This window comes from Cytobacillus oceanisediminis (assembly GCF_004366035.1).
GTDB classification, from domain to species: Bacteria; Bacillota; Bacilli; order Bacillales; family Cytobacillaceae; genus Cytobacillus; species Cytobacillus oceanisediminis_C.
Genome location: NZ_SOEE01000030.1, coordinates 1 through 15872 on the forward strand (window position 1 = coordinate 1; position 15872 = coordinate 15872).

Here is a 15872-nt window from a genome sequence, read left to right on the forward strand (position 1 = left end):
CTTGGTGATGCGGACTCTTTTCCCATTGATTCGTATGTTGGACAAGCAGGCAAACAATATCCGCACTGGATACACTGATTAGTGGCTTCATAGGCCAGTTCGTATAACCGATTGCCCTTTTTTGAAATGGGAGAAAGCGAATGTATAGATTTATTGGCTTCACTCACATCTGCTGTTTTCTTCAATGGAGCATTCATGTTAAACTAACACCACCTTTGTTTGCCCCGCTTTTGGAAAGATCTTTCCCGGATTTAATATATTGTTAGGATCCCAGGCGTTTTTTACTTTTTTCATGAGGTCAAGACCCGCTTCCCCAAGCTCCATTTCCATATATGGCGATTTAAGCGTCCCAATTCCATGCTCACCTGATAGCGTTCCTCCAAGTGAAACAGCAGCGGCAAAAATTTCACTTACCGCATTTTCAGCTCGTTTCATTTCTTCGATATTCCGTTTATCCGTAATGATATTGGGGTGTAAATTCCCATCTCCTGCATGACCAAAAACTACTAAGTTTAATTCGTACTTTATTCGGATCTGGCTCAATTTCTCCATCATGGCAGGAATTTGGCTTCGAGGAACTGTAGCATCCTCAGAAATTTTAGTCGGCCCCATTTGTGTGATGGCAGGGGAAACCATTCGGCGAGCTTTCCATATTTCTTCTCTTTCCTCTTCTCTTCTGGCAGTTCTAACAGCAGCTGCTCCCACTTGCCAGCAAATCTCTTCACATATTTCAATTTCCTCATTTATGGCCAAGGGATGCCCATCCACTTCGATAATGACAAGCGCTTCGGCATTTACCGGAAGCCCGCACGGACTAAAATTCTCAACCGCCCTTATACATGCGTTATCCATTAATTCCATGGCTGCCGGCATAATTCCTGAAGACAAAATTTTGGTTATGGCGTATCCTGAGTCAACTAATCTGCTAAATGTGGCTAATAAAGTCTTGCGCGCTTTCGGTTTTGGAATTAACCGCAATGTCGCCTCCGTTACAATCGCCAGAGTCCCTTCAGATCCAACAATTAATCTTGTTAAATCATAACCTGTGACATTCTTAACCGTTTTCCCGCCTGTTCGGACAATTTCCCCTTCGGGTGTTACTACTTCCAATCCGATCACGTATTCCTTAGTCGTCCCATATTTCAGTCCCTTCGGCCCGCTTGAATTCTCTAATAAATTTCCGCCAATAGTGGACACTTTGGAACTGCTCGGGTCCGGAGGATAAAATAGCCCTGCTTTTTCTGCTTGGTAATGAATCTCACCAGTCGTAACCCCAGGAGATACAATGGCTAATAAGTTTTCACAATCAATGATTAATTTTTTGTTCATTCGTGTCATATCCAGGACGATTCCACCTTCAACAGGCAACGGACCACCGCTTAAGGATGTCGCCGCCCCTCTTGGATAGACTGGGATTTTATGCTTGTTTGCTATTTTCATAATCTTACTTATTTCAATCGCACATTCAGGCTGTATGGCCAATTGGGGCAAATATTCACCAAAAGAAGCATCATAGCTATAAGAATATAGTTCTTCCAGACTGGTGAGAACACGATTAGCAGGAATAATTCCCTCGATTTCTCTTACTATAGCATCTTCCAATTTTTTCATCCTTTCTAAATCCCCAGCAGCCTCTTAGGGTTGTCACTTACCATTTTCGTAATCTCATCTTCTGTTATTCCATATGCCAGCATCTCTTCTATAAAATTACTTAAGGCTTTAATAGGTGCAATATTATGCCGCTGTCCGTAGTCCGTCACCATTACACAGGAATCAGCTCCAAGAACTTTAATGCTCTCAGCCATTTCCCTTGGGGAAATATCGTTAAAGTCTTCACTGCATGCTAAATAACATTTTTCCAGAATGCACCCTTTTTTCACTAATTCTTTTTCTAATTCAAAAGGCACTCTGGCAATACCTAAATCTGTATGCTGAATTAAGATTTTCTCAACATTTTTCTCAATAGCTGCCTCCACTAATACAAGCACTTCCTCAGCAGCCAGATGTCCCGTGGCCAACACAATATCCGCCTCTGCAACCAGTTCTAAGATTTCATATACTTCCGACAGGAGATTTTTGTTTTCATCCCAAATTTCAATCCCGGAACCAGGGTGCTTCATAGAACGCTTGCTATTAAAAAAATTGGTTTTCTTTTTACCAAAATATCTTTGATGCTCTTCAGCAGAAAAGGTAGGCATCCAAATTATTTTTGCCCCTAAACGGATTGCCGCATCTACTGCGGTTGGAGACAACCCTCCTGTAAAATAATTGCACACAAGCCCTCCGTAAACATGAAATCCGGGCTCTTTTTCCCGGATTAAACTTGCCCGGTCAACTGTCTGAGCTTCATGTGCCTTTAAAACCACACCCGCCATCTCAGCACTTTTAATATCCTCTATTAGTTCCCAGTCGGTCTGCTTCCTTGGAAACAAACTTGGTGAACTATGAACATGTAATTCAATTGCTCCTTTTAATAATGGATGAAACTTTTGTGCCATAGCCGCCACTCCTTAATATGTAAATTCACTTTTATAAAACTAATTTGCAATTTCTATGCCAATTCACAATAGATAAAACTTGCGCCATGTCAGCCCGGAATTTGAATTCGCTAGTTTGATTTGTAAAAAAATTAAAACAATTGAGTAATTTTTCTTTACAAATCACTCAGCATCCAGTCTTTGAATATTCAATAAAGCCTTTCGATTAAACTCGTACGATTGTAAATAATGTTTCTTCCCGTAGGGATAGCGTCAATAGTACCGTCCTTTGTTATGTGGGTCTGCTTAACGACATAAAGAAAGGGACTTCCTTATTAATTAAGGTTAATCCCTATTAAAACCTAGCTCTCAGCCATTTGTTGTTTCAAGTATTAGTTGAAAATTATAGAAATTTCAATTACTAAAAAGGAAAATTATGATTACCAAAGATCTTGCAGCTTGCTGCCCTACTTTTGTCTGTTCACTAATAAGTATGCGCTTGGCTTTGCCCGCAAGGCTCTTATCTTAACTTCCACTGGTAAAGCCATGTTTTCAGATGATGATGTGTGTAATCGCCGATTCGGAGCGAAATCTGATTGCTGAGCGAGTGAAGAAAGGAATAGAAGCAAGTAAGAAACGAGGCAAAAAGCTGAGGAGAATGAAGGTTGATAAAGATAAAATATCAGTGGCCCTCCGAATATATGGCAGCTAGGAATACTCTGTAAAAGAGATTATAGAGGGAACTGGCATTTCTTTATACCGAGCTATCCAGAAACGTACTTTAGAAACAAGCTGTTCTGGCAATTAATTTATATAATGTTTTGTCAGTATGTTTCTATAGGATTATGAATTATAAAACGTAAAAAGAACTCTAAAGGGGTTCGTTGGAATTTTAGAAATTTTATCTTGCAGGGGCTTGATATTTAGTTTCAGCTCTTGAATATCAGTTTCTATTCGAAAGATTTCCTTTCTAGCTTCTTTTATCTTCTCGCGGTTATCTAATATAGCCTCTTCTAATATATCGATATGATTCTTTAAAACCGCCTTCTCATTTGGAATTGGTTAATAGCATTATCCATTTTAACTATTTGCTGCTGTATACCATCAATTTGTTCCTCAATCTTAGAAACAGTACTGTTTGTTTCTGCAAGGCCAGGACCTGGGAGACTGCCTACGCCTATAGCCAGGGCAGCTGTTAACCTTTGTTTAATACCAAAGTGGATGGCTTCCCTGGTAACAGTATCGCCTTGTTCTAATAACCCTTCTGTCACTCCACTAACAGCTCTTTCCTTAGTTTTAGAGGTCGTCTGAGTATGAATATCTACGTTTCTTGCAAGGTCAAAACATACTTCAACAGGTGCATTAATTAATTGTTGATGCTCAATAACAGGCATTTTTTTTCTCCTTTTACAAACACTTACTAACACTATAATTATAATTCGTCAAAGTCGATATTAACTAATTCTTCTTGAACTAACCTGCCTCTTTTGTTGAACAAAAAAGCTGCCTGATTAGCAGCTGAACTAATTATTCTCAATTAACTTTTTTATCGCACAGACTACAACTTCCGGTTCATCATTTTGTATATAGTGAGCACTGTTTTCAGCAATTACCAATTCTCCATCAGAGGATATTTCAAGAATTTCTCTCTGCATTTCATTCCATAACTTTTGTGATTCCATAGAATAATGAGCTTTCTTACCCGCTGAAAGAACAATTAATGGCACATTTAATTTTTGTCTAGTGTCTTTTAACTGCTTTAGGCTTTCCATAAATTCGCCATAATTTCCTTCGTAAACGAATTGCTTGTTATATGCTTGTTGAAAATCTTGTGACATTGTAGGAAGAAATCGTTCTCTGTAATCTTCGGGAGTAGAGTCAATCAAGACTAGTCCACAAACTTCATTTGGATATTCTGTAGCAAACATCCGCATATTAACTCCGCCAAATGAATGACCTACTAATATGTAGGGAGGCCTAATCTTTGCTTCACTAAGCAGTTCCTTTAATTCTTTTACCATTTCACGGCTGGTTCTGGGATTAGAACTTGAGTCACTTTTCCCAAGTCCAGCTCTATCATAAATTAGTACACTAGAGAGCATTGAGATCTCTCTTAACACTGAATTCCAGGCCTTAGAAAAGTCTCCATATCCAGCATCCATTATGACTGTTGGCTTTCCGTTATTTTCTCCCACTAATTTAGCATATAGTTTACATTTACTTATATGTATTAACATTTCCTTTTCCATTGGTTCATTCCTCTCGTTTTGCCAACTATCCGTAGTTAAAATTTAACAATATTAAAACTCTTATTCAATAAACCTGCTCCTTTTGTAGAATAAGAAAATGCTACCTGATTCGGCAACTGACCCTGAATATATGCACCCAAAAGTTGAATAACCGCCTTCTCCGGTAGTATATATTTTATTCGAACTGCGACATAAGACCTCTCACCTTATTCCTGCTATCCAAAAGCTTGTCAATCTAATGCAATGTTGATAGTTAGCAAACTTGGAGGGATATAGAGAGTGGATAATAAATTTGAGAAGAAATTTAAAGTTACTTTACTAGTACTATTACCTATAATTGCCTTTAGCCTTGTGTACATAGGCTATTGTCTTACTACTGGACTTTCTAGAGTTTCAACAAAGTTATTTGAACTTAGTGGAGTTATATCCAATTATTAGGGTACTAGTTGCCTCTTTTTTATTTCGTAATATGAGTCTAATACGCCATAACAATTTATTATTCTTATTCAACAAACCTGCCCCTTTTTGTCAAGAAGAAAAAAGAGCTGACGATCCACATTGGATCTACAACTCTTCTCAATTAGGAGTAGCCATATGTAGGACAACTGATCTTTAGATAAGTACGCATTAATTGAACAAGTAACTTTAGGAGAATGAATAGTCCATTTAGCTTTATGAATAATAAAACTGACTGTATCTGGGGATGAATTATGATTAAAGAGTTAATCTTGCAGCTTGTAGCTTTTTGTTATTATTCTTTATCTCAGCATCGCATAAAGCTGAAGCTTTGACCTTCGATAAACTGCCTATCAAACAAACATCGAAACAGTGGGCAGTTCAGATCAGGGAACCTGGTCAAGGTAAGGAGTTAGCAAAACCCGAAAAAAGAAAGTTCAGACTTACTCTTTAGAGATTAAAAACATTAGTAGAGATGTATTTTCTGTTGAAATCAATTTATTTAGAAATGAGCCTAAATCTTAAACGAAGTACTCGCTTTTTAGTTGTCCATACGGAGAAGATTGTAATAAAGACAACTATGAAAGAGCTTTTTCTTTAGCAAGGGTGTTGAATACTGATGGTATAAAATTATAATAAAGTCATTTAATTTCGAAAGCTCAACCAAGCTTAACCCCGTCCTAATTTAGGCCGGGGTTAAAAATATAGTTGTTTAATTTTTGATTTAAGATACTTCACAACACTAAAAAATATAACAATAAAGTCGTTTAAAAACCTAAGTTTTATTCAACAATCGCGACCGTTTAACTGAAGAACGAGGCTAAGCTTTTGCCTATTCTATTAATACTCATCATATATAGCGTCAGCATTGTCGAATCGAATTTCTTCAGAATTTAACGTACCCATTTTATCACTTTGATCCTCCCTATTACCTGGTAGGTTACCGTCTGGTAGGTTACCTTCTGGTTCTAAATCTTGATTATCTCTAAATACTGTTTTTTGTTTTTTCTTATCATTGACGGTCATCTTACCACTCCTATTCATTGATATATGAATAGTTATTATACCCAGAGTTTTAAGCTTTATCCTAACTACAGTCTATAGTTTATTGGGCCTACTCTTAAATAAAAAATGAGTACTTACCCTTGTTCCTGGATAGCGCCCTTTAATTGAATTAACCACTAATAATTTTGCCGATATTATGGAAGAGAAAATATTCGCAAACTATATATTAAAAATAAAAAAGGTAATACTATATGAGAAAACATAGTATAACAGTGATAGTTGCTTTATTTTTGCTTTAATACCAAGAAAAAGTACAATCAGTAACAAAACCTATAGGTAAGACTCAGAACAGCTTAGGTTACAGGATATTCTTATGAACATGCTTACTCCTTATATTGAAAAAGATTTGCATAACTATTATTATCCGAAGATTTTTAAGGATTTATCACCTGCTGTCGCTCCATGGAAAATTGAAGTGAGTGAAAACAAGAAGAGTAAATGGCTTCCGTGGATTTATAATGGAAATTACATTTGAAATTGAGCCTACCGATGGTGGACACTGGGTTCCAATAGGGTAGGACAGAAGAACCGAATGACTTATAGAATTTCATTTGGACCTGAGGTGAAGATGATAAATCACACCATATGAATATCCTACAGAATGAATACAATAATTATATTCGGATTATTGAACTAATCTGCCCTTTATGTTAATACAAATATTCAATTTTGCTTCAGATTCTTATTCCATTAAATGGCCCGACTTTTGAATAACATATCTGGCGTCTTTTAAACAACCTTATTGTAAATGTTAACGACCCTATTTGTAATTAAACATCTTTATTGTCAGTCAACAAAAGGAAATTTCTATCGCCATGAAAATTTCCTTTTGGCTGAAAAGGCAACTGAGCTAGACGTAGAGGTCGTATGGACTCAAGGAACTGATGGAAAGCAGCTTAAAGAAACATTTAAAGGCCCTCTTGATTAAGAAGGGCTTTTTAAATTTTTTTATTGAAAGGGGCAGGGTTGTTATAGAGGAATAAGATAAATAAAGTGGCATAGAGTGTAAGGAAAAGGGGATGATTTAATGAAAGTTTGGATTTCATTATTAATCACATTATCAATCGGCATCATACTTTCTTACTTTTTCCTTGATTATAATTGGACCATAAATCAAATGGGGGAAAACAGTGAATCAAATGGCTTTTTGATAGTATTTGCCGCTTCTATTTTGATATATGCAGTCTGGACAAAGATTGAAAGAAAAAAAGGGTAATAAAAGATTTTTCTTGGTAAAAACAAAATCGCTGATTTTTAAGCCCCTCCATTAAAGAAGGGCTTTTTCTTATTATTTCACTTGGAGTAATTGTCCAACATAAATGGTGTAGTGTTTCATTTAATTTGCTGTATAGTGCTCCCATAAGTCCTGCTTAAAGAATATACAGTATCACCGGTCACAACAGTCGATAAACTGCTGAACTCTTTTTAGGAAGATTGAAACTCTTTAACTATACCATTCACATTGGCCGGTCAAGATTTTCAATGAATGTGCTTGATTTTAATTTAGCAGCGTTATTGGCATTATCGGTAAAACCATTTTCGGTCAATAATGCTGGCATGTTTGTTTCCCTTAGAACATGGAAGTTTGCTTGCTTCTTACCGCGGTCATTTAAATCAACCAGTTTCAATCCTCTGTGTGAATGTTATTTTGGCATTTGAGTTTTGGTGCTCCAACTCCTGAATAAACATAATCTTCATATCCTGTTCCCCCGCCTGCATTAATGAGGATTGACAGAAAAAAATCAGCCCCCAGGCATAGCTGCTTTTGTACGCTCTGACAAGGAAACAGTTTGATCCCCTGGACGACTCATTCGGATCGAAAGGTTATCATAATTAAGGTTCAGAATATCTTTAATACGCTTTGCGATTTGAAGTGTTAAATTCTTGTCCTGTAAACCATTCCCCTGAGCACCTGGATCGATTCCGCCGTGTCCTGGGTCAAGAACTAACTTTATCCTGGGCTAATCACCTCCTATATTATTTTTATTTCAAAAATGAAAAAACTGCTTGGCTACCGTCTCCTACATATCTACATGACAATCACCCCTTTCAATACATAAAAAAGCCACCCAGTAGGGCAGCTTATCCTCATCTTCAAATGTTTTAAGTGAATAGTTTCTATCAAATAAAAAAAGCTCTGTTAAGAATTCTTGCTTATGTTCTATAAAACATTCCATTTGGATAACCTTGTTTCTTGCGGTGATTATCTACTCCTTCTATAAAATGAAAAATAGAATCAACCACTGATTCAAAGGCTAATATGGCCTCTTCCTTTGTTGCAGTCACCTTAGACCCATGAGCAATCTGATTTCTCCATTCAAGAACCTTTTTACTCCATTTCCCCCAAACGTCAGAACCTTGAAGTTTTACTCCATATAAATTCTGCATTAATGGGTTTACTTTATCATGCATTCTCCCAGCTTCTAATAACCTTGAAATACTGTCCTTATCTAAACCAATTTCGGAATAACCTATTGTCAGCATTGAATTTACATAAGTCTCTAATGCTATTTCGGATAAGAGGATACTGGTTAGGTATTCATCAGAGCGAAGTTGATCAAAAGCATATTGAAGCATGTGTAGCCAAGGGACATGGTAATCCTCTCCTTTATAATGTATTAAAGCCTTGATTTTACCTAGTTCGCCTAACATTGTTTCATCAGCGTTTTCTGGTAAAGATGTAAAAACAGTGAAACCATTCCGAGTAATATCAGTGGCCCCTGCTAAAAATGGTCCTAATGGGAATAAAATCACTTTATAGATTTTATTTATATTTGGAGGTAGCTCAACATGAGAAGTGTAGCCGATCTTAACTTCAATCATTAGATTGTACAATTCATTGGCTAAGAAAAAATTCGGGGAGATATTATCCTCTATTTTTTTCAAACCGTTTTTGATTCCCTCGTAAATTGAAAATTCACTATGGCATTCTGGATCTTGGCATACAATAATGTCTGCTTTCATATCCTTTTCAGAAAGCGACCATCCTTTTGAACACTTATCGCATTGAATCATAAACGCACCAAATTTTGAATGTTCCATATTTCCCCCTCTAATCAGGCTATGGTTCTATCATCAGTGTTTTAATCAGAGTCAATTGTAAATTAATCCCTGCACTGCAACATATGTAATTAATACGGTTGAATTAATTTTTCACAATGCCGATTGAATCTATTCGAAAAACACCATGAACAATTTTACCGGAGATGTTACTGTTTTCGATGATACATTTTATTCTTTTTTGACTTCCATCCATTCCCTTCCTTAGGTAAATTTCGAACACAAAAAAGAGGAGGCAGCTTTTTGACTACCTCCCGTCCTACCTTCAAGTTTATCAGCTAGATTTATGATTTAGCAATTTCGTTTCTTTTGTGCCATTTGAACATTTGTTTCCCATCGTGCTGATCCACTATTGAATCTCTTATACGCCTAATATGAGAAAATGACAAACCCATTAGGGCACCAATCCACCGATAACTTTTTCCTTATAGCAACCAATAAAGCACTCCATTTTCCCTATCATCCTCAATTAAATGCATCCGATTTTGAATAACAGAAATCTTAGTCTCATATTTATGAATAACTAAAATATTTTTTTCCCTATGGACATTCTCTCTATAAAAAGTATCACTTGTCACCCTTAGGCTTTTGGCATCCCAGCCGCATCCCATATTGAGCAGTGAGTCCTTCTATGTTAAAATTAATTTGGGTAGTTGGGAGAAGTCCTGGCTTTTTCTTGAGTATATAAAGGCTATTTACCATTCTCATGTTCGATCCATTTAGTGGTCAATTTCTAAACTACATACAAGCCTTCCATCGTTCCGTACTGTCTTGTATTATCGCATTGGACGATCGTTGCAAGGTTAAGCCTGGATAATCATTCATATTTCCTCCCATTTGTCCTACACTTGTATCCACTGGAGTAAAAATCTTTAGTTTTTTTTATCCTCTCCCCTTCGAACATCTGCACCTTTTTTACCTCTCCATCTATAATCCATCCCAAGATCAGCGAAAGTAGTATCAGACTTTTTCAGCTTTTTGGCTGGCCAGATAGGATGCTTTTTAATTTAAGTTTGGCGTTCTTCCTCAGTCATTTTCCAATCGTAAACTTTCCCGATCATCATTAATCAACTCTCTATATCTTGAGTTTCTTTTCTATTATCCAAGGACTTTTTGAGTTTCTCTGTACAATCTGCACATAAATCATTATGTCAGAATTTGTGTCAAAAATGCATATATCAATTTATCCTAGCCATACTATCAGGACGAGCAAGGGCCAGTCCCAATCAAAACAACCAACTAGTTTAGGTCCTTGCTCGCAAATAAATACATATAAAATAAAAATTAACGGGCATACTACTACTAGAGCAATGGCCCCTTTGATATCTTCCATATTGAAAAAGTTTCAGCCCTTGCTCGTACCAGTATAGGTTCTGCATTAGCCGCAAATTTGCGGCCTGTTTTGTGTCCAAAATACATATTTTCAATATTTCTGGGCAGGATATTCATTAGAGTAAGGGCAATTCAATCTCCTTTCACCTTTCAACAGTTTCAGCCCTTGCTCGCAATACCTTGATTTATGTAAATAATTATTCAAATATCATTAGCATTGTTAGTGATAATATATGGCATTTACATGATATTCTTCCTATGATAGAAGGGAAACGCGTTACTTATTTTGTTTCGCTAAATATTCGAACTGCGACATTAGACCTCTCACCTTATTCCTGCTATCCAAAAGCTTGTCAATCTAATACAATGTTGATAGTTAGCAACTTAGAGGGATAGAGTGGATAATAAATTTGAGAAGAAATTTAAAGTTACTTTACTAGTACTATTAGCTATAATCGCCTTTAGCCTTGTGTACATAGGCTATTGTCTTACTACTGGACTTTCTAGAGTTTCAACAAAGTTATTTGAACTTAGTGGAGTTATATCCAGTTTATTAGGGGGCTAACGCCCCTTTTTATATTTCGCATTTTATGTCAAAAATGCATAAAGCAATTCATACTGGTCATACTATCAGCGAGCAAGGGTAGTTCTCACTATTTAAAACTCCCAAGACTTGGCCCTTACTCGCAACACAATGCTTATCTTGTTTCTCAGGAATACTCAATCTGTGATTTCTTTAGGAAATTTTCACAGGCAAAATCCTTATTAAGCGTTAACTCGGGTTCTTCGATACCTGTTTCAAAATAGCCAGTAACAGAGCCGTATTTTTCACATAAACTTATCGTGTTTGTGAAGGCATGGTACTTAGCATTATGGTGGATTTCTTTTCCAATATCTCTATTTTAGTTCCCAGATAATAGCCAAACTATTTCACTCATTAAAAGCACCTTCCCATTGAAACATTTGCATTCTAGCCATAAATAGCTACCATTCTGCAAAGGATATAAATCCAATATGCATTATCTCTGAATATAATATTTCTATAGATAGAGCCCTTTATGGGCTCTGTATCATTTCAGCCTCGGTCATCCAGCACCTTTCAATACTCTTGCTACAAAGATATCTAATCCGCCGAATTGACCTCTTTCATTCAGATGGAAGGCAACACCAGAAAAGTCCGGCCCCTGATAATTACAAACGCCCTTGTACTTGTTGTGCTTCTGAATCAGCAGCGGTTCCTTCCCTCTGAAAAATCCATTCCCTTGCACTGATTTAAATCGATGATCTGATCTTCAAGGGCGATGGAGAATAAATTTAATTTCTTCATGTCCTCACCATTCTTTGTATATGACCACTTCCAAAAACCACCTATTTACTTAGGGAGATAGATAGGGTTATACTGATTAACCGCTCCTACTTTTCATAAGAAGGGAGGCTTTGCTATGGCTAAAAAAGCGTTAATTATAAAGCACAAGAATGAGCAAAAATACAAAGTGCGTGAGTATACTCGTTGTGAACGCTGTGGCCGTCCGCATTCTGTGTATCGTAAATTTAAGCTTTGCCGTATTTGTTTCCGTGAATTAGCATATAAAGGACAAATTCCTGGTATTAAAAAGGCAAGCTGGTAATATATAAATCTCCCCCTTTTTGGGGGATTTTTTAATTAGTAAACATAATACAAATATTGATTATTAAAACAGCAGCTTTTCTGGCAACTGATCCGTTAGCTCTAAAAACCATTGTTTATCATTCGTTACTAATGCCAGGTCAATAAGAGTTAACAAATCGTGCTCATCAACCAAGTTTACACAAGGTACAAGGTCCTCTTTTGCTATCCAAATGACTCCTTCAATATGTTTTCCTCTTTGATCGGCAGTGATCTTCACTTTATATCCCTCTTCATCCAAAAGTAGATTTAAAATATATCCTGTACAGCCTCTTAAATTGGTATTAACTACCTCCACCCAATCACCTTTTGAGAATGGCTTTTTCCTAGTTTCCAAAACTGCACCTCCTAAAAGCGACTACCGCCAATATCTTCTATATAAATTTGGTTTTCCCTAAATTCGATGGCGATTTCTCGCATATTTGTTCAGTCTCTTCTTCGACTTCAACAAATCTCGAAAACTAATGGAGGGGATAGCAACCACAACACCTCTTAAGCTCTCAATCATGAAGTGTGTGTCCTTTGGCTGTATTCTTTCAGCTCGGTAGACTGATAACCTTCCCTCCTCCATTTGAGTGTTACTGTATAGACTTTTTCCATATCTAGCCTTATCTAACTGGCCTCTGGTTCTTCGGCCCAAAGCTCTTCCTCATACACAGAAAACATATCAACCTCATAGCACCCCTTAGCCAGGACTGCAATTTGGCTATCTATGCTCTATCACATGGAATAAGTCTTCCCGAGAGCGAAATAAACGTCACTCAACGAAAATGACCCGCCATCTTGACGGATCATTAGCTTTTAGAATCTGCCGCCGAACTACTGCTCGGCAATTTGAAGAGCTTATGTGTGATGTATCGGGATGTTGCCGTAATATCCGTGAGGTGGAATTTGAATCCCGAATTCTTGAGCAGCTTCAGATTTGGGCTATTTTTCCTACTGATAAGATTTGTACTTTAAACTGAAGAATACCTTGTTTGTTTTCCCAAGTTGTAGTGACTTTGAGTTTCTTAGGTGTACCTTAGTGTACTAAGACATGCTCTTCTAAACTCTTCCCTGGTTCGAGAAACTCATAGTGCACGTTTTCTCTCCATATCATTCCACTGTGTTCTGATGGAATAATAAAGTCAACATTGTAAGCAGTGTATTTGTAGGAAATCCGATTTTTGGCAACATCCACAATGAGACTTTGAATCCGATCATAGTCCCATTGGGGAGACTCTGCCCCATACCGGAAATCACATCTGTTCTTTCATTTCTCATCATCTCTTCTACATCATCTGCTTCGCCAATGCAGATGCAATCTTAGATTAATTTATGATATTATTTTGTCCTACTTATCACGTCTTTATAGTGATTTGCTCCAATCATGTGTTGGTGTTCCTTCCAAATATCGTTCGGCATCAAGTGCTGCCATACATCCTGTTCCAGCAGCTGTAATAGCCTGGCGGTATTTCTTATCCTGTACATCACCGCAGGCAAAAACGCCAGGAATATTGGTTTCTGTTGTACCAGGTACAACATTAATATAGCCAATTTCATCCGTTTCGATTTGTCCATTAAGGAAAGCCGTATTTGGCGAATGTCCAATCGCAACGAAAATGCCGTCTGTTTGTAACACTTCTTCTTTTCCTGTCTCATTGTCTCGAACCTTTAAGCCTGTCACTTTCATTCCATCGGATACTACTTCAATCGGAGTATTGTTGAGCGCCCAAGATATTTTCGTATTCTCCTTGGCACGATCCTGCATAATCTTTGAAGCCCGAAGTTCATAACGGCGGTGAACAATCGTCACTTCTGAAGCAAACTTTGTTAAGAAGCTGGCTTCTTCCATAGCTGAATCTCCGCCGCCAACAATAATTACTGTCTTACCGCGATAAAAGAATCCGTCACATGTCGCACAGGTGCTGACTCCCCGTCCAATATTTTCTGATTCTCCAGGAATACCTAGAAGCTTAGCGGATGCACCAGTGGAAAGAATCAGAGCATCCGTCTGTATTTCTCCTATACCACTCACTTTTAGTGTAAATGGCTTTTTGGAAAAATCCGTTTCGGTAACCCATCCTCTTTTAAACTCAGCTCCAAATCTTTCTGCCTGTTTTCGCATATTATCCATTAATTCAGGACCCATTACACCGTCAACAAACCCTGGAAAATTCTCAACTTCGGTTGTTAACGTCAATTGCCCTCCTGGCTGCGTACCCTCGATCACTATTGGCTTCATATTTGCACGTGCTAAATAAATGGCTGCGGTTAATCCTGCTGGACCTGTCCCTAAAATAACGACCTTTTCCATCCTAATCCCTCCGCTATTGGTTGATAAACTTCTTCAAATCCTGGTATCCAGTGTAGATTCGTATGCTCAGTATATTCACAACCGGCTTCACAATTTTGAACATTTTTTAATACTTAGTAATTAGACATCGTATGATACATTCAAATTCCTCTAATGTTTTTTTATTAACTTCATAACAATTTCATCAGATAAAAGGACATCTACCTATGTATGAGGCGTAAGCCTATTGTTTGAGATTATTATCAAAAATTGTTACTTTGAATAGAAGTTTCATATCATTAAAATTACAAAATCATTTATTACTTAATCAGGATATATCCGCCATCATACTTTTACCCTGCAGTCATAACAAATATTATTTAACGTTTTTCTTTATCTCCAATTCATGTTTCTGATCAATTTTTTCTTCGATTTTTTTCATAAGTTCGTTATTGTTTAATATCTCCTTTTTATTTTCTTTTATTAAAGCAGCCATAGATAATTTACTTGGTCTCACTTTTTTCCCCCTTAAATTATGACATTATCCAGATATGTAATAGGAGCTTAACAACCCTTCTTTACTTCACTATATAATCTACTTCACGTTCATAGGCGACTACCGTAATGATTCTCTTTCAAATGAAACGGCTTTATAATTAGTTTTTCAATCCCCTCGCGGATAATCGCCTGGCAGCCTATATTGGAATTAAAACCCTTCCTGTTTTCTGAAATGAGCATTCCATTTTTTGTTTAAAAAAATACAATTTCTCTATTTATATACCCAAGAAATAGATTACGTAATAATTTTTTTGATTAACTCAATCTAGTTGCCAAATACTGAATTAAAAAGTGTCAACAATTATGGCAAAATTCTTAGTGAATTTCACTTTGATTGGATTCTTAAATCTCCTTCACCCTTTGAAATTATTCATCCCTGCAGTATGCGCTACTCTCTTATATTTACAGTTTAGTGTAGATATATACGTTTTGGCACACGGGTTCCCCACAAGGTACTTAACCTTGTTCACATTGGTGTATTTTGGGTATTCCCCAAAATGCGACTTAAGTGGGAGTCCGAGGAAGAATTTTTAAATCAATACTCAGCATAAAAAGGCGAAATACTTTTCTAACAATAAAATTTCTGGTGACTTGCAGATAAGTATAGAAATTTAATTAATTAATTGGTTTTCATAAGCTTGTAAGTTGAAATTAATAATTTTCAATAAAGGAGTATCTATATGATATTTGTAAGCGAGATTTAATAAGTATCCGTGAATATGTTCTCCTTCAAT

At 36.8% G+C, this 15872-nt stretch carries 12 protein-coding genes and 3 pseudogenes; 4 read left to right on the forward strand and 11 right to left on the reverse strand.

The features are described from left to right. From DFO72_RS28315 to DFO72_RS28325, 3 genes are all read right to left on the reverse strand, one after another. Positions 1 to 197, reverse strand: a 197-nt coding sequence (locus tag DFO72_RS28315) for a 4Fe-4S dicluster domain-containing protein (RefSeq protein WP_181782443.1), incomplete at its 3' end; no start/stop codon positions are given. 1 nt (position 198) lies between these two features. Next, positions 199 to 1611 (reverse strand): FAD-binding oxidoreductase, encoded by a 1413-nt coding sequence (locus DFO72_RS28320; protein ID WP_113885719.1) that lies wholly within the window; start codon positions 1609 to 1611, stop codon positions 199 to 201. 5 nt (positions 1612 to 1616) lie between these two features. Continuing rightward, positions 1617 to 2498: a DUF6282 family protein gene (locus DFO72_RS28325; protein ID WP_113885720.1), complete on the reverse strand. Its 882-nt coding sequence runs from the start codon at positions 2496 to 2498 to the stop codon at positions 1617 to 1619. 538 nt (positions 2499 to 3036) lie between these two features. Between DFO72_RS28325 and DFO72_RS30260 the strand changes: the two are divergent. Next, positions 3037 to 3285: pseudogene (locus DFO72_RS30260) on the forward strand (recombinase family protein); the annotation flags it as partial. A 226-nt stretch (positions 3286 to 3511) separates the two neighbouring features. Here the strand turns inward: DFO72_RS30260 and DFO72_RS30265 are convergent. From DFO72_RS30265 to DFO72_RS28345, 3 genes are all read right to left on the reverse strand, one after another. Then, on the reverse strand, positions 3512 to 3871 hold the full coding sequence (locus DFO72_RS30265; protein ID WP_243856307.1) for a hypothetical protein: 360 nt from the start codon (positions 3869 to 3871) through the stop codon (positions 3512 to 3514). 129 nt (positions 3872 to 4000) lie between these two features. Further along, on the reverse strand, positions 4001 to 4726 hold the full coding sequence (locus DFO72_RS28340) for an alpha/beta fold hydrolase (RefSeq protein WP_113885721.1): 726 nt from the start codon (positions 4724 to 4726) through the stop codon (positions 4001 to 4003). Between the two features lie 1296 nt (positions 4727 to 6022). Next, positions 6023 to 6208, reverse strand: coding sequence for a hypothetical protein (locus DFO72_RS28345; RefSeq protein WP_113885722.1), 186 nt, complete (start codon positions 6206 to 6208; stop codon positions 6023 to 6025). A 319-nt stretch (positions 6209 to 6527) separates the two neighbouring features. Between DFO72_RS28345 and DFO72_RS30835 the strand changes: the two are divergent. Together DFO72_RS30835 and DFO72_RS28360 are read left to right on the forward strand one after the other, a co-directional pair. Further along, positions 6528 to 6836: pseudogene (locus tag DFO72_RS30835) on the forward strand (DUF3888 domain-containing protein); the annotation flags it as partial. A 438-nt stretch (positions 6837 to 7274) separates the two neighbouring features. Then, the gene (locus tag DFO72_RS28360) at positions 7275 to 7463 is read left to right on the forward strand and encodes a hypothetical protein (protein ID WP_113885724.1); all 189 of its coding nucleotides are present in this window, start codon (positions 7275 to 7277) and stop codon (positions 7461 to 7463) included. Between the two features lie 241 nt (positions 7464 to 7704). Here the strand turns inward: DFO72_RS28360 and DFO72_RS30840 are convergent. Beyond that, positions 7705 to 8202: pseudogene (locus DFO72_RS30840) on the reverse strand (N-acetylmuramoyl-L-alanine amidase). 199 nt (positions 8203 to 8401) lie between these two features. Beyond that, positions 8402 to 9289 carry a hypothetical protein gene (locus DFO72_RS28375; protein ID WP_113885725.1) on the reverse strand — a complete coding sequence of 296 codons (888 nt, stop codon included), beginning with the start codon at positions 9287 to 9289 and terminating at the stop codon, positions 8402 to 8404. A gap of 2792 nt (positions 9290 to 12081) precedes the next feature. On the opposite strand from DFO72_RS28375, the gene DFO72_RS28390 reads away from it, so the two are divergent. Continuing rightward, positions 12082 to 12267, forward strand: a complete 186-nt coding sequence (locus DFO72_RS28390; RefSeq protein ID WP_113885644.1) for a type Z 30S ribosomal protein S14 — start codon at positions 12082 to 12084, stop codon at positions 12265 to 12267. Positions 12268 to 12330: 63 nt separating this feature from the next. On the opposite strand, the gene DFO72_RS28395 is transcribed toward DFO72_RS28390, so the two are convergent. The 3 genes from DFO72_RS28395 to DFO72_RS28405 form a co-directional block, all read right to left on the reverse strand. Beyond that, on the reverse strand, positions 12331 to 12642 hold the full coding sequence (locus DFO72_RS28395) for an IDEAL domain-containing protein (RefSeq protein WP_113885726.1): 312 nt from the start codon (positions 12640 to 12642) through the stop codon (positions 12331 to 12333). A 1011-nt stretch (positions 12643 to 13653) separates the two neighbouring features. Further along, the gene (gene trxB / locus DFO72_RS28400; RefSeq protein ID WP_113885728.1) at positions 13654 to 14601 is read right to left on the reverse strand and encodes a thioredoxin-disulfide reductase; all 948 of its coding nucleotides are present in this window, start codon (positions 14599 to 14601) and stop codon (positions 13654 to 13656) included. 355 nt (positions 14602 to 14956) lie between these two features. Next, positions 14957 to 15097: an FbpB family small basic protein gene (locus DFO72_RS28405; protein ID WP_243856310.1), complete on the reverse strand. Its 141-nt coding sequence runs from the start codon at positions 15095 to 15097 to the stop codon at positions 14957 to 14959. Positions 15098 to 15872 lie beyond the last annotated feature (775 nt).

Bases quoted from the DNA above. Each gene is read 5' to 3' on its own strand.
- DFO72_RS28320 (WP_113885719.1), bottom strand. From the start codon at position 1,611: ATGAAAAAATTGGAAGATGCTATAGTAAGAGAAATCGAGGGAATTATT.
- DFO72_RS28325 (WP_113885720.1), bottom strand. From the start codon at position 2,498: ATGGCACAAAAGTTTCATCCATTATTAAAAGGAGCAATTGAATTACAT.
- DFO72_RS30265 (WP_243856307.1), bottom strand. From the start codon at position 3,871: ATGCCTGTTATTGAGCATCAACAATTAATTAATGCACCTGTTGAAGTA.
- DFO72_RS28340 (WP_113885721.1), bottom strand. From the start codon at position 4,726: ATGGAAAAGGAAATGTTAATACATATAAGTAAATGTAAACTATATGCT.
- DFO72_RS28345 (WP_113885722.1), bottom strand. From the start codon at position 6,208: ATGACCGTCAATGATAAGAAAAAACAAAAAACAGTATTTAGAGATAAT.
- DFO72_RS28360 (WP_113885724.1), top strand. From the start codon at position 7,275: ATGAAAGTTTGGATTTCATTATTAATCACATTATCAATCGGCATCATA.
- DFO72_RS28375 (WP_113885725.1), bottom strand. From the start codon at position 9,289: ATGGAACATTCAAAATTTGGTGCGTTTATGATTCAATGCGATAAGTGT.
- DFO72_RS28390 (WP_113885644.1), top strand. From the start codon at position 12,082: ATGGCTAAAAAAGCGTTAATTATAAAGCACAAGAATGAGCAAAAATAC.
- trxB (WP_113885728.1), bottom strand. From the start codon at position 14,601: ATGGAAAAGGTCGTTATTTTAGGGACAGGTCCAGCAGGATTAACCGCA.